The organism is Bacteroides sp. A1C1, from assembly GCF_004328515.1.
GTDB lineage: Bacteria > Bacteroidota > Bacteroidia > Bacteroidales > Bacteroidaceae > Bacteroides > Bacteroides uniformis.
The window spans coordinates 2,574,728-2,595,267 of sequence record NZ_CP036491.1 but is presented as its reverse complement, the minus strand read 5'-3'; the positions used below and the strand labels follow the sequence as shown (position 1 = coordinate 2,595,267).

The window sequence follows — 20,540 nt, the reverse complement described above, 5'->3', positions numbered from 1 at the left end:
TTACGCAAACTTCACCTTCAAGTCGTCCACTCCCATTCCCGTAAAATAATCCTCGATAAAGTCCCAACGCTGTTCATCCGTCAGTTTATCCGTTCCAAAGAAGAAGGAGAATAAAGCTATCTGTTCCTGGAATACCTGCTCGTTGGTGTCCAGAATCAGATTGCGGTAATCATCGCCAAGCGCAAGTTCCTGCAGAGTTTCGGGGTCATTGAAACGGACAAATACGCAAGGCGTACCGCCACCCTCCACACTGAACGAAAGGCAGTCGAGCATAGAAAGCAGATTAAGCAGCATATTCAAGTCCGAGAAAGGAGTGCAATAAAACACCAGGCGGTCTCCCTTACTGCCCACTATGCGTTGGCTGAACAGTTTTTGATAGCGCGACAAAAGCAAATCAAAGCCTTTGGTCACCGTAAAAGAGAGTTCATTGGAATCCTTCTTTTTCACGCTGCTGATATAGCTTACACTGCGGCCTTCCTCCGTGCGACTCTCCAGCAGGGAACCGATAAAGCGTTTGGCAGAGCGCACGTCCATGCCATGCTCGGCAAAGACAGCCCGCAGTTCTTCTTCATCAAAACGTCCTTTCGACTTTATCAATGCCGTTTTCAGCATCGTTGTCAAGCTCTTGAACAAGGCATCCATCCGTTCACGGATGACGGAGGCATCTTCCTTCAACAGCACCTCATGCTTGCCTACAGACACGGCACGGGCTCCCTCCCACAACGTTCCATTATTCAGTTTCTGTTTGAACTCCTTGTAGCCAAGCTCCGGGAAACGCTCTTCCCAAAGCGCTTCCAGACGTGCGACGTAAACCCCGTCCTCCCCTTCTACCTTTGTCAGATAGCTTTGGAATTCACGGGCAAAGACATCACCCGTCTTGTCCTGGACATATCCTTCAGTCAACAGATTCTTGGGGCTGATTTCAAGCAGATGCCTTCCATAACGCTGCATCAAATCGTCTTCCAGCCAAAGCAAGGCGGTCTTGATGAGCTGTCCCAACTCTGCTTCATACTCCAACTTGTTCTTTGTACGCGGCAGTTTCACCACAAACTCGAAATCAGACAAAGACACCATGATTTCCGGTTTTTCCCCTTTCATGCGGTACACTTCCATGAGCTTTCTCAGAATAAGCACCAGCTGTTCCTGGGCAATGTTCCCCGTCTGATGCAGACGCTTCATATAATAGAAGTCACGCTCATGGTAGTCGGTAGCGGCAATACCCTGTATCTCCGTATCACGCGCGGCACGCCCTATCTCCTGAATATAGTCGACAAACGTACTGGATGGCGCCACATGATATACACGGTCTATATCACTGATATCTACTCCCATACCAAAGGCTTTCGTAGCCACAATCAGTTTCTTGGTTCCTTCCTTGAACTCCTGCACAATGGCAGCTTTCTGTTCCTTGTCCTTCTTGCCATAATAGGAGGCGACCAGACGCCAGTCTGCCGGCTTCACCCACGTCTTCAAGCGCATGTCGATGCCACCCGCAAAAGGATAATAGAGCAGTGTCTTGTGACCGTCCAGGAAGTTTTCGACCCGCGCAGCAACTACGCGCTGCTTTGCCTTGTCGTATGTCTCCCCGTCCTCCATCTCCATCTGACGGATGTCAAAGCCAATATTCCGGCGCTTCACCGTACCTACATAAAGCACACAAGGCTCCATCTGCAAAGAACGGATAGTCTCGAATATCATGTCATTACCCCCTTTCGGGTTCCAGACAGCCGTAGCAGTCAATGCAAACAACGGGAAACTATAACCGAGAGTCTGTTTCAGCGTATTCAAGTAACGTCCCAAGAACCAATAGTCCACACGGAACTCCTTGCCCCATGTCGTTACCGTATGTGCCTCATCGACCACTACCAGACCGATGCGGCGTTCGCCTACAAAATGCTTGATGTCGTAAGAGAGAAGCAATTCCGGCGAGAGATAGAACAAATCAATCTCCCCCTCACGCACCTGCCGATAAACCTCCATCTTCTGTTCCGGCGATAAATCGGACGAGGCATATGCCACACGCATATACCCCAGTTCTTGCAGACTTTCCACCTGGTCTACAATCAACGCCTTCAAAGGGGAGACCACGATGGTAAGCAGATTATATTCTTTCCCCAGATAGATAGCAGGAAGCTGGAACAACATGGATTTTCCGGAACCGGTAGGGGCAGTCAACAATATATTGTCTATCTTCGTTTCACCTTTCCAAGCCTCTTCAGCCTCCAGTATAACGTTCTCTATCAGCTGTCCCTGCGAAATGCAAAGCTTTTCCTTTCCCTTGAACAAATCATCGTAAATCTCAAGATTACGAAACTGTTCGTAGCCGTAAGTCTCCTTTAAAATCGTGTTCACGGCTTCGCGGCAGTTTTCAGGCAGATGCCTTTCCTTCAAATCCGGCAACCGACATGTTGTTGCTTCTTGTACATCCATTATTATTGTAGGGGGGATTAAAAGAAAAGAAGTAATTCTTCAACCATAGTTATCGGTCTTGGAATTACTTCTCCCTATGTTTCAAAATATTACCAGACATACCGGTAAGTTTTTTCTTTTAAAGCGTATCAATATTCCTCCTCGTTGAAGAAAAAGTCCTCTTTGCTGGGATAATCGGGCCAAATATCTTCTATGCTTTCATAAATCTCGCCTTCATCTTCCATTTCCTGCAGATTCTCAATCACTTCAAGCGGAGCACCCGAACGCATGGCATAATCTATCAATTCATCCTTAGTTGCCGGCCAAGGAGCATCTTCCAGTTTAGATGCTAATTCCAATGTCCAATACATAGTCTCTAGTATTAAAATTGTGAATATTAAGTCCTATTTCTATTTTTCGGCAAAAGTATAACAATTTATTTCACTTGCAACTATTATTCCAAAATATTTCACCTTTTTTGTCGTCTTGATTCATTTTACGGGAAAGGACGAACAAATAATCAGACAAGCGGTTCACGTAAGCCAGTAATTCCGAAGCGATTTCCACCTGCTCGGCCAAAGCAAGAATCCGACGCTCTGCACGGCGGCAAACCGTACGACAAACGTGACAAACTGCCGCACCGCGACTTCCACCGGGAAGAATAAAAGCCGAAAGAGGGGGCAAAAGAGTATCCAAACGGTCTATCTCCCGCTCCACCATTTCCACTTGCTCCGGGCCGATGATACTGGCTTCTTTCAGCTCCATTTTCTCCCGGTCTGTGGCCAGATGAGAGCCTACGGCAAAAAGTCTGTCTTGTACTTGCTGCAGAAAATCCTTATCCTTCCCGTCAGGCAGGTACGTGATGAGAAGACCCAGATTGGAATTCAGTTCATCCACCGTACCATACGCCTCAAGGCGGATATGGGTTTTGGGTACACGGGTTCCACCTACAAGAGAGGTGGTTCCTTTATCTCCGGTTTTAGTGTATATCTTCATAAGGAATTAATGTTTAGGGGTTAGGGATTAATGTTTAGCAGCCAGTAAGTGGAGCTAAGCACTAATCACTAACCGCTAATCACTATTGAAACGCCTAAAGATAATCAAAAGTTGACAATATAGTCTTGTTTTATCTTTGTTTTATCGAAGAATAGGATACCAAGGTCATAAAGGTCGAACGTAATACCCGCCCGCCCGTCCTGCTTCATACGTTTCCAGAGGGCAGACATCTGCGGAGTGTAACGGATACCCTCAATCACAAAAACAGACTTTCCCCTGGTACGGGCGGAACAGATGCGGAAGACCTCCTCTACAAAACCGGGACGACGATAATCGTGCAAATAAAGAAAATCAACGGGAACGCCACTCTCCAGAAAGAGCTCGGAAAGGTCGGAAGCCGAGGTATAATCCGCCCCCTCCTTCCCCGCTTTCAGATAGAGGGCAGAAGCGGCAAGCGTACCGGCATCTACAATGGTCTCCGGCTGGGTATAGTTTACCAGACGGAACAGAAGACGTTTTACTTTCTTCGATTCGTACTTCCAACGTCTATCTTTCTCCAGCTCCAGTTGCTTCTGTGCCTTGGCCAGCTCTTCATATTTATAATAAGCCGTACTTTCGTAAATTACATGCGTAATTAGGTTAAAGGCAAAAGGAGAATGTACACCGTAGCCGCAACGGTGCCGAAAACGGTACAGCCAGATAAAAGGCCGTTTTAGAGTAAGCAAAATATGATTCATTATTTTAATGTGCTAATGTACCTTCGAAAGTCACCCCTTCACCCGAAGAATAATTCTCCGTAACAGTCAGGAGTACCTTGTTATCCTCAAAGCGGAGCGTAAGCCCAAGGGCGCTTATCCAGCTGACATAATGTACTTTCAGTTGCAAAGCATCAGGTGACGCCCACGCATAACTGCCTGCTACCTGGAAAGGGCCTTCTATACCCTTAAAACGCCCCTTTGCAGCAACCGAATACGGAGGATAGCCATCAATTGCCGCTTTCGACCATTGCTTATAGCCAAACGGAAGACTGTATGTCTTTCCGTCTTTCTCCACCACAGTCATCACCACTTCTTGCTGCTTAAATTGCAGCTCGATGGATTGCCATCCGTATTTGTTCTCTCCGAGCAGGATGCGCTTGCCTGCGTATTTCTGTGAAAGGGAGGAAGCAGCCTTTCCTTGCACTAACGGCAGTTGATAAGAACGCTGTTTCTTCTGCAGGCGCTTGTAGTCCTTACCGGGCACTAATGCCTGGTCACCTGTCTCCGGCAACAAGCGGTTCCAGACCAAACGACGCTGCCGACGACCGTCTATCAATGTACATTCGGTAATGACCACTACCATATCCTTATCCGGAACAATCAGAATGTATTGTCCCAAAGCCCCGTCAGCACGTACAGCACCCGGATATTCGCAAAGCCACATCTGATAGCCATAATCTCCTATCTGTCTGGTCATCATCTGCTCCACCCAGGAAGCCGGAAGCAACTGCCTGCCTTCCCAAACACCCCGGTTCAGCAGCAGCAATCCGAATTTTGCCAATGACTCGCTCTGGATATGCAGCCCCCAGCCACCGGTATTGATGCCTTCGGGGCTTAGTTCCCACGCAACGTCCGTGATATGCATTGGGATGAAAAGCTTCTGCTTCAGATAATCCAGCAAGGTCATGCCCGTCACCTTCTGCACAATGGCAGAAAGCATATAGGTACTAATCGAATCATATTCAAACTTCTTGCCCGGAGTTTTCACCGGTTTGGCAAGGAAGGTACGTATCCAGTCGGGAGTGAGATTGCGCATATTCCAGTCGGGAGTGACACCCGATGTCATGGTAAGCAGGTCGCGGACAGTCATGTCTGCCAGATTAGCGGAAACCGAATCCGGAAGAAGCTCCGGGAAGAAAGCACCGACACGGTCTGTCAAGCGCAAGCGGTTGTCTGCAATGGCCAGCCCTACGGCAGCCCCGACAAAGGTCTTGGAGCAGGAATACATGGTATGGCGATATTCCGGTGCGAACGGAGCCGGATAGATTTCTCCGATGACCTTGCCGTGACGCACCACCACCACGCTGTGGATGTCTGTTTTCGGCAATGCCATCAGTGAATCAAACAAGGCAGTGACAGCCTTGGAAGGGACTCCTTCTGCCTCGGGTGTGGAACGTGGCAACTCATTGATTTGTGCATGAACTGCCAACGTTCCCAGCAAGCCGAGAAACAAGAAGAAAAAACGTACTCTATTTTTCATAATTATCTAAGATATTTGTTCTACATGCACTGCAAATGTACAGTATTCGGACGCGAAAGACAAATAACTTGATAATTTTGTCGGAGGGGAACGTTCCTATAAGAAATGTATGGTCACCGCCTCTCCCTTGTTCAAATCCAACGGAAATACCGGTTCTTTGTAAGTATGCGTACGTCCTCCTATCTTCACTTGGGCACGGACGGCGCCTGTGGGCATCTTTAGGATGAATTTACCCGGAACAAGAGCGGTAACAACAGCCCTCGTTGCCCGTCCATCCTTCCAGTCCAGGTCTATGGAAGCACCGCCACGTACGCGCATTCCACGGAAGTTGCCGGTAGTCCAGCTATCCGGCAGGGCAGGAAGCAGATGGATAAAGCCTTCATGACTTTGCAGCAGCATTTCGCCGACTCCCGCCGCGCCACCGTAGTTGCCATCAATCTGAAAAGGAGGATGCGAACAGAACAAATTAGGGAAAGTGCCGCTACCATGACCTCCCGTCGCAGTATCGACAGCAGGATGCAGCAAACTCTTGAAGAGTTTCCAAGCACGGTTTCCGTCGCCCAAACGAGCCCAGAAGTTTATCTTCCAAGCACGGCTCCAACCGGTACCCTCATCTCCACGACGGTTCAAGGTCATCCGGCAGGCTTCGGCAAGCTCAGGGGTGGACTCCGGCGAAATCAGGTTTCCCGGATGCAAGCCGTAGAGATGGGAAACGTGGCGGTGTTGCACATCCACTTCCTTATAGTCTTCCAGCCATTCCTGCAAGTATCCTTCCTTACTGATTTGCATGGGCGGAAACTTCTTCAGGTCTGCCTCAAGCTTCGCCACATAGTCCGCATCACAATCCAGCAGGCGGGCGGCGGTAATGACATTGGTATAAAGCTCGGTAAGCAGTTGCACATCCATAGTGGGACCCATACAAATGCTGACGGGAGTCACGCTGTCACCCGGCACATAGAAGCTGTTTTCCGGAGAAGAAGTGGGAGCAGTTACCAGCCAGCCATGCGAAGGCTCCTGCACGGTGGTGGAACTAAAGAACCGGGCGGCACCTTTCAAGACGGGATAGATACGACGCAGATAATTCTTGTCCTGCGTATACAGATAGTGTTCCCACAAATGGGCACACAACCAAGCGCCACCGGTATTGGTAGCTCCCCAGGAGGGGTGTTCACCGGGAGCGGTATAATTCCATACGTTGGTCATCATGTGGAGTACCCAGCCATCTGCCTCATCGCCATAGAAAGTATGCGCACTTGCTTCTCCCGAAGGGACAAGGCGCTCCATCAACGTTGTCAACGGTTGATAGAGTTCGGAAAGACCGGCTTGTTCCAAAGGCCAGTGGTTCATCTGGATATTGATGTTCGTATGATAGTCCCCGTTCCAAGGAGTCGATACTCCATTTGCCCAGAGTCCTTGCAGATTGGGCGGCAGACTGCCGGGGCGTGTACTGCTGATGAGCAGATAGCGTCCGTAGTTATAGTACAAAGCAGCCAATGCCGGCGACTCCTGCTGTGTGAAGCGGAGGATGCGCTCGTTCGTCGGGAGCGTATCATCCGGCGTGGCAGGAAGCGTCAAGGAAACACGGTCGTAGAGGAAACGGTGGGCAGTGACATGGTTGGATAATGAAGAATGGAAAATGGAACATGGAGAATTAGCGGGGGTGGTGAAAGGACGGAGCAAGCTGTCGCAGACTTCCGCATAGCGTTCGCCCGGGAAGTCTGTACCGGCAGCGGCATAGGAGGTAGTGGCAGAAAGTATCAACCAGGCTTCCTGCCCGTTCTTCAAGCAGATACCATTTCCCGGGCTGACAGATGATTCACCACCGTTCTGCACGAGTTGCATCGCCACACGGTATTTCATACCGTCCAAACCGGGTTTACCGCTTTCCAACATGCCGTCCATCAAAAGGGTGTTCCCTTGGACAGTCACCAGGCTATGTTCTGCACGGCTCAAACGGGCAGAGAAGTTCAGAGTCCCTTCATGTCCGGCAACCAGATGAATCAGCATGACATCACGGTCACGGGAAACAAAATACTCACGGCGGTAATCGACATCTTCCAGCCTGAAAGCCGTGTATGCCACCGCATCGCGTAAGTTGAGCCAACGGCGATAGTTGTTTAATGGAGAATTGAGAATGGATAATGAAGAATTGTAGGTAAAATCTATATCCAAATCACCCAATACCTGATAGGTTCCATATCTCCCGTCAGTCTCCTGCTTCTTCGGAACAAAACTGCTGTACATCAGTTCCTGTGCCTCTCGGTTCTTTCCCTCAAACAACAGTTGCCGAATGGCAGGCAGACTCTTCGAGGCATCCGGATTGCTATAATCCGCCTCCATTCCGCTCCATAATGAAATTTCATTCAGCACAATGTGCTCACGGAGAATGCCTCCGTCGGGCATCATGCCCAAGCGTCCGTTACCCAAAGGAAGAGTCTCCTCCCAGATAGCGACGGGCGATGTATAGTATAGCTGATGATTACAACTGTCGGCAGGCGCATCGGCTGCACGAAGCAGCAACGAGGCTGCAAGCAGAAATAGAGTGGCAAGTGTCTTCATATTGTTTTTTGATTCTGATTTCAGGCTGCAAACTTACCGCATACATTTTGCAGCATTACTGCATACACTTTGCAGCATTGCTGCATACCTTTTGCAGTGACGCTGCAAAGCAATTGCAGTAGCGCTGCAAAAGGTATGCAGTACCACTGCAAAATAGTTGCACTGATTTTGCAGTGGTTACGCACTGATTATAAGTTTATTGCATTTCGAACGAAACTACACCACGGACGTCGGCAGACGAAGCGCAAACGTATGCCTTGAACTTACCCGATTCGTACTTCCAAGCTGCGGAAGCCTCATCGTAGAACTTCAAATCATCCGGAGTAAGGGTGAAAGTCACACTCTTCTCCTCGCCCGGTGCCAGAGCGACTTTTGCAAAATGTTTCAGCTCCTTTACAGGACGAAGCACACTGCATTTATCATCGCCTACATAAAGCTGTACAATCTCTTTTCCGGCAATGCTACCCGTATTCTTCACGGCAACTGTCACCGTCAGCGTACCGTCGGCAGCCATGGTCTTGGCAGAAGCCACCGGTTTGCCATATGTAAAAGTAGTATAGCTCAAGCCATGACCGAAGGGGAAGAGTGCCGGAATCTTCTTGGTGTCATGCCAACGATAGCCCACCAGAATATCTTCCTTGTACTCCTGCTTAATGCTGTCGCCCGGATAACTGAGTTCATCGAAAGCATGTGCACCGCAATCCGTCAACTTGGCAGGGAAAGAGAAGGGCAACTTTCCGCTTGGATTTACCGCACCACTCAAGATGTCAGCCAGAGACTTGCCACCCATGGAGCCTAAATACCAACCTTGCACAATGGCAGGGACCCGGGATACCCACGGCATTTCCACCGCATTGCCGCTGAGAAGTACCAAAACGAGATTCTTGTTTACACCCAGCAAAGCTTCAATCAGTTCATCCTGCCCGAAAGGCAAGCCGTATTCCAGACGGTCGCCGCCTTCACAATCCTGGAAGTGGTTCTTGTTCAATCCGCCTACCAATACCACCAAGTCTGCCTTTTTCGCCATTTCCACAGCTTCTGCACGGAGTGAGTCTACCACATTCTGCGGAATTTCATCTGCACGGCCGTACATCGGACGACCGGCGGCATAGCCTTTCGCATAGGCTACCTTATCGCCATAAGCGGCACGCAAGCCATCCAGCGGAGATACCATATCCTTCACTTTCAGTTCGGAAGAGCCTCCTCCCTGATTCAGCAAGCGTACGGCATTATCGCCCACCACCAGGATATTCTGATACTTGGCTGCATCAATCGGCAGCAACGGAGCACCTTTCTTTACCACCGGAACATTCTTCAAGAGCACAATGCCCTCATTGCCTATCTCGCGGGCAGCGGCATAATGCTCTTCCGTAGCTACCGAACCATAGGGTTTCTGACGGTTCATCGCCGTACGGAATATCAGACGAAGAATACGGGAAGCCTTGTCGTCTATTGTAGACATCGGCACTTTGCCATCTTTCAACATCTGGAGGTAAGGGTTGGCAAGGTAATAATCGTTATAGGTAAATACACTCTCGGACGTCAGACCGTTGGTGTAAGAACCCATTTCAATATCCAGACCGTTGACGGCAGCTTCATAGGTGTCGTGGGCACCGCCCCAGTCGGTAATGACACAGCCATCGAACTTCCAGTCATCTTTCAGAATCTTGTTCAGTGTGAAATCGTTATGGCAGGCGTGCTGGCCGCGAATCTTATTGTAAGCGCCCATAATGCTCCAGGCACCTCCTTCTTCTACCGCAGCCTTGAATGCAGGCAGATAGATTTCATGCAAAGCACGGTCGCTAAGATTCACATCAATATGTCCGCGCCACAGTTCCTGGTTGTTCAGCGCATAGTGCTTGACACAAGCTGCCACTCCGTTCTTCTGCAACTCCTGGATGTAAGGTACGCACATCACACTGGCCAGATAAGGGTCCTCGCCCATATATTCAAAATTACGCCCGTTCATCGGAGTGCGGTAGATGTTGACGCCGGGGCCCAGCAACACATCCTTTTCACGATAGCGCGCTTCCTCACCGATGGCCTTGCCATACTTGGCAGACATGTCCGGATTCCAGGTAGCGGCCAGACAAGTCAAGGCCGGGAAAGCGGTAATGCTGTCATTGGTCCAGTTGGCATATCCCCAGTCATTCCAGTTGATTTCGGCACGGACACCGTGAGGGCCGTCGCTCATCCAAAGCTCGGGAATGCCGAGTCGCGGAACACCCGCACTGCTGAATTTACTCTGCGCATGGCAAAGGGCTACCTTCTCTTCCAGCGTCATCCGACTAAGGGCATCCTTTACACGTGCTTCAATAGGTTGTGCATCGTCCATATAGACCGGTGTCTGTGCAGACACGGTACTGATGGAGCATGTCAATAATAGGGTTGCTAAAAATTTATTCTTCATATCTTAATTGGCACATTAAATTATCATTTAATTTTAATCGTTGTCGTCGCCTTCTCCAGTCCATCAGCCGTAGCCGTCACCTTGACACCACCCGGTTCACCGTTGTTCTGCAGTACCACCAGGCACTTCCCGTAGAAAGCCTTGCGGTGGTTGTCCTTGAACTTCTCCATAGAAATAGGGCTTCCGTTGTCCACTCCGGCAATGAAACCGGCACCTTCTACGGCAAAGGTCACATCGTTTTCGGCATTCGGACACAAATTTCCATCTTTGTCCAAAATCTCAACCGCAATGAAACTCAAATCTTTACCATCTGCCTGAATGGTACTGCGGTCGGGGCTGAGACGAATCTGTGCTGGTTTGCCCGCTGTCCGGATTTCCTGTTCGGCCACAGTCTTCCCTTCCTTACGGGAAACAGCCTTTACCGTACCCGGCTCATACTTCACGCGCCACATGACGTGGAAATCATCTTTTCCCTTGCTGCGCACACCCTGCGACTTTCCATTCACGAAAAGCTCCACTTCGTCGGCATTATTATAATATGCCCACAAATCGATGTCTTGTCCCTCCGTCCAATTCCAATGCGGGAAAAGATGCAACACCGCCTTATCCGGACGCCACTCGGACTGATACATGTAGTAGACATCCTTCGGGAAGCCGGCCAAGTCGATAATGCCAAAGTAAGAGCTGCGTGCCGGCCAACCGTAAGGAGTAGGCTCACCGATATAATCGAAGCCCGTCCAGACGTATTGTCCGCTGATAAAGTCGTTGTTCTTCACATGACGCATAGTACCTTCGTGACGGTTGCCCCAAGGAACATGACAGTTGTCGTAGGAGGAGCAAGAGAACGAGGCATCATAGAAAGGCTTGTCCCAACGTTCGGGCCAGATGAACATCGAATCACTCGGCATCCGGTAGTAACCGCGTGTCATCAGGCCGGAAACACTTTCCGTCACGATGAACGGCTTGCCGGGGAAGTTCTCGGGAACACCTGCAAACCAGTCGTCATGGTAGTTGAAGCCGATAATATCGAGCGCACCGGAACGGAACAAATGATTGTTCGGGTTCGGCTCGTTGCAACCTGCCGTCACGGGACGTGTGGCATCGAGCTCCCTCACCATATCTGCCAGTTTCTTTGTCAGCAATGAGTTGACGGACATTTCTCCGTCCTTTGCCAGCATATCCGCACTATGACCGAAGTTCAAGACCAGGTTGGCCTCTTCCAGGCTCAAGGTGTCGGCTTTGGCATCCGTCCACTGCTCCAGCACTTCGTTGCCGATACTCCACATGAAGATGGAAGGATGATTGCGGTCACGCAGGATAAGGTCAGTCAAATCACGTTCGTGCCATTCGTTGAAATAGCGTGAATAGTCGTGGCGGGTCTTTTTCTTGCGCCACATGTCGAAAGTCTCGTCCATCACGATGAAGCCCATACGGTCGCAAAAGTCGAGCAGCTCCGGTGCAGGAGGGTTATGGGAACAACGGATTCCGTTGCAACCCATTTCTTTCAGAATCTCCAACTGGCGTTCGATGGCGCGCGTATTCACCGCAGCTCCCAGGCAACCCAGGTCATGATGCATGCAGACACCGTTTATCTTCACTTGTTCACCATTCAGGATAAATCCTTTTTGTGCATCGAAGCGGAAAGTACGGATGCCGGTAGGAGTATAATAACGGTCGAGTACCTCGCCGGTCTCTTTATTCTTGAGGATGCTTTCTACCTCATACATATAAGGTGCATCAATACTCCAGAGATTAGGATTCTTCAATTCTATTTCCTGCTCCATTTCTGCCGGAGCGACAGGCATCAGCTGAGCTTCCGACACAGCCTCACCTACCACATGACCGTCGGCATCCACTAACCGGGTTTGCAGGACGACATCAATCAGAGGAATAATTTCCGAATCGAACACAACATATGTACCGTCGGCCTGCTGCACGGAATCTTCCGTCTGCGTCTCTACATCGTACTGTAAACTGGTACGTATCTTCAACCGGGCACTGTTCTTCGACACTTCTTCTGCCGTCACGTAGGTACCCCACTGTGCCACATGCACCGGATTCAGTTTCGTCAACCACACATTACGGTAGATACCGCAACCGGAATACCAACGTGAATTGGGTTGTTCGGCATTGTCCACTCTTACAGCAATCACATTCTTCTCCCCCCATTTAATATAAGGAGTCAAATCATAACTAAACGAGATGTATCCATAGGGGCGTGTTCCCAGTTCATGCCCATTAATATAAACGGTGGAGTTCATATAGACACCATCGAAATCTATGCGATAGCGCTTGCCCTCATCGACCTTATCGGCAATAAAAGTCTTACGATACCAACCTATACCACCAGGCAGAGCACCTCCCCCTGTTCCTGACGGATTGTCCCGACTGAACTCTCCTTCAACAGCCCAATCGTGGGGCAAGTTCAGTTTCCGCCAGTCTGCGTCATTATAATCTGAACGGGATGCCGCTGTATCGTCTCCCAAGCGAAAGGCCCAGTCGGCAGTAAAATCCAAGCTACGGTCATCGCCAGCTACCTCTTTAGGAGCATTGCAACCAACCAGCAGGGACAGCCCGATGGCCAAAGACAATATGATTTTATTCATGGTAATAAATATCTAAAAGATTATCGAGTGCCTATTCCTCTCTTACAGCTATTCAGAAGCAGGGAAGTTTCTGGCACCGGGGAACAACGAGACCGGCACCCGGAAGATTTCTCTCCCTGGCACCGTCGTCTATCATTCTGATTATAATTTTATAGTTTGCGCTTTTCCGGCATACTTCACTGTTGTGCCTTTCGCCTTTAAATCGAACGGTTGCGGCTGATCTTTGCTTACCTTCACTACATTGAAAGTACGTTCCTTCAGCATACCAGGGAAGTCACCCGTACGGTCACCGATAACCAGTGTACCTTCAGCATCGTTATAAGCAAAAGGTATAGTGGCATATTGTCCCTTCTCGTAATTATAGTTCACACCTTCATCTTCATAGAGTGTAAATGCACCGTCCTTACCCGTATAGACATAGAGTGTGATTTCCGAAGCCGGTTTTTCATCACTGTATTGCATATCCGGACCATAAGGTACAATGGCACCTTCGCAAACGTAGAGCGGAATACGTTCATAAGGAGCATCCACTGTCAGCTTCTGGCCACCGTCCACATACTTGCCGGAGTAGAAGTCATACCAACCGCAGCTTGCCGGGAAATAAACCTCGCGGTTGCGTGCACCGTATTCGTAAACCGGAGCCACCATCAGGGCAGAACCGAACATGAACTGGTCACCTATATTGTTGACGTTTGCATCAGCTGTGAAGTCCATTACGAGCGGACGCATGATGGTATAATCATTGAAATAAGTCATACCTGCCAAAGAATAGATATACGGCATCATGTTGTAACGCAACTTCGTATAATAAACGATGGAGTTGTAGCACGGATGTCCTGCCGGAGCGATATTCCAAACCTCACGGTACGGATACTGGCCGTGTGCACGGAACAACGGGCAGAAAGCGCCGAACTGATACCAACGGGTATTCAACTCTCTCCATTCCTTATAATCAGCATTTTCACGTCCAGTCTTGTTGAATTCCATCTGACCAGCCACATAACGGTTCTCTACACAGAATCCGCCGATGTCCATAGTCCAATAAGGGATACCGCTGACAGCAAAGTTCAGGCCGGCAGAGATTTGTGCTTTCATATCTTCCCAACGGGTAGCGATGTCACCACTCCAGGTGGCAGTAGAATAGCGTTGCAATCCTGCAAAGCCGGAACGTGTTAACAAGAAGACGCGTTTATCCGGTTCCACGCCGCGCTGTCCGTCATAGATAGCTTCGGCATTCATCAGCGCGTATGCATTGAAGAACTTGGCAGAGGGGCCGAGTGCTGTCGGACCGCAAAGGTCCTTGCGGTATTGCAAATCCGTACAGTCGCGTATGTTCGGTTCGCTGGCATCCATCCACCAGGCATCTATGCCGAGAGGATAGTAATGGTCTTGCATCTGCTTCCAGAAGAGCTTGCGTGCATCGGCATCGTATGCGTCATAGAAAGAGCCCAGATAGCCGGGACCTACCCAGTCTTTAATACTGTCTTTAATAGCCTGCTGGTATATCCAGCCTTTTTCGTCAAATTCCTTGAAGTGTTCGGTCGTAGCATAGAACTTGGGCCATACGGAAATCATCAAACGTCCATTCATGGCGTGGATGGAGTCGACCATTCCTTTCGGATCGGGGAAACGTTCGGGGTCGAACTCATGGCTTCCCCAAGAATCCTGCTTCCAGTGCAGCCAGTCGATTACGATATTGTCGATAGGAATCTGACGTTCACGGAATTCCTTCAAGGTGGAGAGAACCTCCTCACGCGTATTGTACTTCTCACGGCTCTGCCAGTAACCCATCGCCCATTTCGGCATAATCTGGGATTTACCTGTCAATGTACGGTAGCCGCTAATCACATCGTCCATATCATCACCATAAACGAAATAGTAGTCTATTTCATTCTGCATTTCACCCCACCAGGAGAGTTTGTTCTGTTCTTCATCAGCCACCGGACTCAATGCCCGCAGACCGCAGTAAGAAATTCCGGCGTCAGGCTTCCATTCTATCTTCAACGGAACGCGCTTGCCCGCTTCCAGATTGACAGCAAACTTATAGCTATTAGGATTCCAAGCCGTACGCCAACGTTCGGGAACCACCAACTCATTATCAATATATACTTTCATGTAGCCTGCATAGTAAAGGATGAAGCGGAACAAGCCGCTTTCTGCCGGTTCTATTTCTCCCTCATAAACTACGTCGGACCCTCCGAACGGGAACTCCTCAGGCAAATTAATCACCTTACTCAGATGTGCGGCACGGTCCAGATGTTCAAAATAAAGAGAATCCTCACGACGTACAAGGGTTTCCACGTCTTTCTTGCCCGGAATATATGTACCGGTCAAAGCACCTTCCTTGCCCTCTTTATCATAAAGTTTGAAGACATCACCCAGCTGTGAGTAATCGCGCGGGTCACCGAAACGGCAGAGCGAATAGCTGTCCCAAAGCACACCGTAGTTCTTATTAGACACAATGAAGGGTACAGACACCTTTGTATTATACTGGAACAGTTCCTCATTCTTACCTTTATAGTTGAACTCATCCGCCTGGTGCTGGCCCAAGCCATAGAAAGCCTCATCATTGCCTGCCGACTGGAATACTTGACGTACTGTATATCCTTTCGTACCTTCCACTTCCACCGGAGTAAAGGTCCGCCCGTCAGAGTCTTCAGCCAGAATCTGCTTGCCGTCAGCATCCGTGAAGCGTACCTCACCCGTTGTCTTGGACACAATGGCACATAATTCCGATGTCTTGACAGTCACTTCATCGCCCTGCTCTTCGACCTTAAAGTCGGTCTTATTCTGTTGAGGGATCACAATGAGACTCTGCTCCTTTGAAAATTCCTTCTCAGGAGTAGCCGATACATGAATGAGCTTCTCGCCCATTACTTCTAATCTTACTTTACGCACATCCGTCGGTTGCTGCTGCTTGACTTCCACAACAACACCGTTCTCGGTCTTTTGGAATCCGCCTCCGGAACATGCGGCGAGCATCCATCCGGCAAGCAAATAAACTGAAGTGTTTTTCAATTTCATATTACTGTTTTTAAAGTGAATTTTCTCCGATGTAAAAATAGAAAGTTTCCTTCAAAAACGGGTCCCCCCGATGTTGAAACACAAGGGCGCTTTTGATTACCCTAAAAGACAATATGTTTCCGTAAGGGGTATCTTTTGTTATTTACCCTCTCTTTCCTGATAAACAGAGGGCAAAACACCGAATTCATCCTTGAAATATTTGCTGAAATACTTGGGGTTGTTAAAGCCCAACTGATACGCTATCTCCGATACATTTTGCTGACTCTCGCGCAGCATCTGCGCCGCTCTTTTCAGACGGATGACACGGATAAATTCAATGGGTGTCTTACCGGTTATCTGCAAGAGTTTCTTGTAAAGATGTACCCGGCTCATACCCAACTCATGGCTCAGCTCCTCTACGGACAAATCACTACGTGCAATATTCGCTTCCACATATTTGATAGCATTTTCCACCAGCTTTTCATCCAACGAAGTAATGGCTATTTCACTTGGTTCGGGGTCAATCTTTGTACGCAGCCTATTCTTACCGCTAAGGTCTATCAGCTTTCGCATACGCAATATCAGCACTTCCATATTAAACGGCTTCGTCACATAATCATCCGCACCGATAGTCAAGCCCTCTACTTTATTCTCTACCGACTGTTTGGCAGTCAGCAACACAAAAGGTATATTCTCCGTATGCTTGTCCGTCTTTACCCTGCGGCAAAGTTCGTTGCCATCCATTACGGGCATCATCAAGTCACTGACAATAAGGTCGGGCTTCAGCTCCGGGATGACATTCCATGCTTCTTGTCCGTTGGCAGCTACTTGAATGGAGAAATAAAGACTCAAGCTGTCTTTCATGAAGGCAACAAAATCTTCGTTATCATCCACAATAAGCACCAAGGGCTTCTTCTTTTCTCCGGCCGATTCTTCCTTTTCCCGATTTGTCCCCCCAATCACTTCCAGCGCAACCGCATCTTCTTCGGCCGCTTCTTCCGACAAAGGCGTAGCAACATTCACCACCGAATGCTTGATAGGAATATCCACTACAAATACGCTGCCCGAACCCACATTGTCGAACACACGCACAGCACCACCATGGAGCGTCACAAAGTCACGCACCAAGCTTAGCCCGATACCGCTTCCGGTGGAATGATTATCCTCCCCTTCGTGCTCCGCTTGATAGAACCGTTCGAATATCCTTTCCTTGTCTTCATCCTTGACTCCTATCCCCGTATCGGATACTTTGATTTCCAGAGTTTCCGGAGAGCCCTTCAGCACTTCCAACGAAACATCCACCCTCCCGCCATTAGGAGTAAACTTAAAGGCATTGGACAGAAGGTTCATCACAATCTTGCCCACCTTGTCTTCGTCAAAGGACATATTCAGCCATTCCACCGCCGAAAAGAAAGTAAGGTGCACATGTTTTTTTTCCGAAAGCATCAGAAAAGAGCTACAGATATTACGTACATACGCCACAATGTCTCCTTCGGAAAGAGTAAGGTGCAAACCCGCCATCTCATTCTTACGGAAATCAAGCAGCTGGTTCACCAAATTCAGCAGACGCAATGCATTGCGGTGAATCATACCCAGTTTGTCTTGCCATTTTTCATCTGCCGTCTCCTTCATCATACTCTCCAACGGCGAGATAATCAGCGTCAACGGAGTGCGCAATTCATGGCTGACATTCGTGAAGAAACGGAATTTCATCTGGTTAACTTCCTCGTTCTTTTTGGCATCCCGCTCCATCTGGCGTATCTTGAATTTGTTACGCTCCCTACGCTGCACCGTATAGAAAGCCAGAAACAAACTACCGAGCAATAACAGCACATAACAAGTGTATGCCCATGGAGTCATCCAAAAAGGCGGAAGAATCACTATCTTCAAGCAAGCCTCTTCAGTACCTGCATATCCGTCGCTATTCGTAGCCTTTACTTTCAGCTCATACGTACCGGGAGCCAGATTCGTATAGGTCACACGGTGCATATCGGACATGCTCGTCAACCAGTCCTCATTGAATCCCTCCAACTTATAAAGATACCTCGTCTTTTCCGGTAACACATAATTGTCCGAAGCGAAAAACACCGTAAATACGTTCTGCTTATAAGTCAGCACCACTTCCTTCGTTTCATTCAGCGCCTCCTTCAATATCACATGGCCTGCATACTCTTCGTTCACCTTTACATCCTCATTGAACAGTTGAAATCCGGTAAACATTACTTTAGGTAGTGTACGGTTGTACTTTATGTTATCAGGTCTGAAACGGTTCAGTCCATACAGTCCTCCTACTACGATTTCACCCGTATGCAGGCGTTTAAGAGAACGCTGATTAAAATCACAAGTCTGCAACCCGTCCTTATCGTTATAAGTATAACAACGAAAAGAAATCTGTCCCGTCTTATTGTCCGACAGCAGAACCACATTTATCAGCTCCCCTCCCGTACTGACCCACATTCCTTTATTATCATCTTCCGTGATACCTAATATCAGTAGTTTCGAGAAATCGGATTTTATGGGGACTTCATGTATTTCATCCCGTTGCGGATCGTATACATTAAGTCCCTCGCGTGTAGCCAGCCAAAGCAGTCCTCTACTGTCTTCATACACCTGATTGATGACCAAATTTGAGAGAGTGGTCTTACCGGACTTTGTACCGGTAAAGTTCGCAATTTTCCTGGTGGACAAATCCATGACAGCTATGCCTGCTGCAGTTCCAATATATAATGTATTGTTGCGCCCTACACAAAGGGATGAGATATAATCCGACACCAGATTGGAATTCCCAGTAGAATAGGTTGTAAAAATTCCCGTTTTAGGGTCCAGGCATTGCAATCCCTGCCCCAAAGTCCCCACCCAGATATTCCGGTCAGCGTCTTCGGCCAGTGCCCATACATTGTCATAAGCCAGTGAGTTCTTGTCATCCTTGTTGGCACGGTAATGGATAAAGCGATTACCGTCATAACAATTCAGTCCGCCCCAAAAAGTTCCTGCCCACAACCGGCCGTCACGACCCTGAAGAAGACAGACAATCACATCGCTTGAAATGGAACGGGGATCTGCCGTATGCGAAAAGGTTTTCCGTTCATCCGTCACCATATTCCAGCGCACCAGTCCACGGTCATTGGTCCCCAACCACACAATATCCCCTTGTCCGTCCTCCACACAATTAATGTCACCCAAATCGACAATGCCAAACTTGAAGCTACTTTCATTGTAAAATGAAACACCTTTCTTATAAGTGCCCACCCACATGGTACCAACATTATCTTCATAGAGAACAGTCACCGTATTGTTGGAAATCGTACGCTCATTATTAGGGTCATTCATCAATCGCACGCTCTCTCCATCCAGACCTATCACTTCAATTCCATCCTGGTCTCTACCAATCCAAATGTTTCCATACTTATCCTGCGAAATGGCCCGTACCATGTTAGAGCGATCGCTCCTGACAGAACGCACCTCCCAGCTTTTCTTCGGCAGATGGTAAACCCACATTCCTTCAACGCTATACATCCAGACACGTTCATGACTGTCAACGAACAAAGTGAAAGTTTCTGATTGATTTTTCCCCCATTGACTGGCAATACCGTCGAAAGTCCATTTTACATTCAACTTCTCCCTATCCAGACAAGCCAGAACTCCATTGCCGAAAGCCAACAAGATTCCCTCACTACATTCCGTCATGTCTGTTATGTTCATCTCTGTCAACAAGGTATCAGTACCAGCCACCATCACCGCATTCTCTTGTCCCGGCTTATAACAGTAAATACCTTTACCCGCCACATAAATCCAGAAAATCTTTTCGCTATCAATATACACAGTGGAAGGATTCCCACTTATCCCAATATGCCACATCCAGCCCTCCACATTGCGGTCGAAAATATCGGATACAGAGTTATAAATGGCATATCCCGCTCCTGTACGTACCCACAAATTTCCAGTAGCATCTTCCTGAATGTCCTCAATATAACTATCCGGCAGCGAATTGCCGTCATCCTTCAGGCTGCGGTATATCCTGGTATCATAGCCGTCATAACGGTTCAGCCCGGAAGCTGTGCCAAACCACATGAATCCATGTGAATCTTTATAAATGGCATTAACCTGGTTATTGGAAAGCCCGTCTTTTACTTCCAAATGTTTAAACATGTAGTTGTGCGAAGCGGCAGTGAAGCAAGCTACCCAAACCCATAAGACAAGTAATAGCAATCTTTTCATTCTATCGGAGATAAGGAACACATATTTTATTGCAAATGAAGCAAAAAGCCTAAAAAAAAACAAGAAAAGCCCGTCTTTTTTTATCATTTTATCCCCCTCAT

10 protein-coding genes are annotated in these 20,540 nt (G+C 48.5%); all 10 read right to left on the bottom strand.

Going from position 1 to position 20,540, the window contains the following annotated elements:
* The gene (locus EYA81_RS10350) at positions 1-2,430 is read right to left on the bottom strand and encodes a DEAD/DEAH box helicase (protein WP_131225706.1); all 2,430 of its coding nucleotides are present in this window, start codon (positions 2,428-2,430) and stop codon (positions 1-3) included.
* Positions 2,431-2,558: 128 nt separating this feature from the next.
* On the bottom strand, positions 2,559-2,780 hold the full coding sequence (locus tag EYA81_RS10345) for a DUF2795 domain-containing protein (RefSeq protein ID WP_002558131.1): 222 nt from the start codon (positions 2,778-2,780) through the stop codon (positions 2,559-2,561).
* 70 nt (positions 2,781-2,850) lie between these two features.
* A complete protein-coding gene (locus EYA81_RS10340) occupies positions 2,851-3,405 on the bottom strand; it encodes a cob(I)yrinic acid a,c-diamide adenosyltransferase (protein WP_117964246.1) in 555 nt (184 codons plus the stop codon).
* Between the two features lie 104 nt (positions 3,406-3,509).
* A complete protein-coding gene (locus EYA81_RS10335; RefSeq protein ID WP_117964247.1) occupies positions 3,510-4,142 on the bottom strand; it encodes a hypothetical protein in 633 nt (210 codons plus the stop codon).
* A 4-nt stretch (positions 4,143-4,146) separates the two neighbouring features.
* Entirely contained in the window at positions 4,147-5,643 is a 1,497-nt protein-coding gene (bas-suc, locus tag EYA81_RS10330) for a 3-succinylated cholic acid synthase (protein ID WP_117964248.1), read from the bottom strand.
* Positions 5,644-5,739: 96 nt separating this feature from the next.
* A complete protein-coding gene (locus EYA81_RS10325) occupies positions 5,740-8,202 on the bottom strand; it encodes a glycoside hydrolase N-terminal domain-containing protein (RefSeq protein WP_131225705.1) in 2,463 nt (820 codons plus the stop codon).
* 196 nt (positions 8,203-8,398) lie between these two features.
* Positions 8,399-10,612, bottom strand: a complete 2,214-nt coding sequence (locus tag EYA81_RS10320) for a glycoside hydrolase family 3 C-terminal domain-containing protein (protein WP_117964250.1) — start codon at positions 10,610-10,612, stop codon at positions 8,399-8,401.
* Between the two features lie 23 nt (positions 10,613-10,635).
* Positions 10,636-13,218: a sugar-binding domain-containing protein gene (locus EYA81_RS10315; protein WP_131225704.1), complete on the bottom strand. Its 2,583-nt coding sequence runs from the start codon at positions 13,216-13,218 to the stop codon at positions 10,636-10,638.
* A 141-nt stretch (positions 13,219-13,359) separates the two neighbouring features.
* On the bottom strand, positions 13,360-16,242 hold the full coding sequence (locus EYA81_RS10310; protein ID WP_131225703.1) for a TIM-barrel domain-containing protein: 2,883 nt from the start codon (positions 16,240-16,242) through the stop codon (positions 13,360-13,362).
* A gap of 138 nt (positions 16,243-16,380) precedes the next feature.
* Positions 16,381-20,439, bottom strand: coding sequence for a hybrid sensor histidine kinase/response regulator transcription factor (locus EYA81_RS10305; protein ID WP_117599962.1), 4,059 nt, complete (start codon positions 20,437-20,439; stop codon positions 16,381-16,383).
* Between the last annotated feature and the right edge of the window lie 101 nt (positions 20,440-20,540).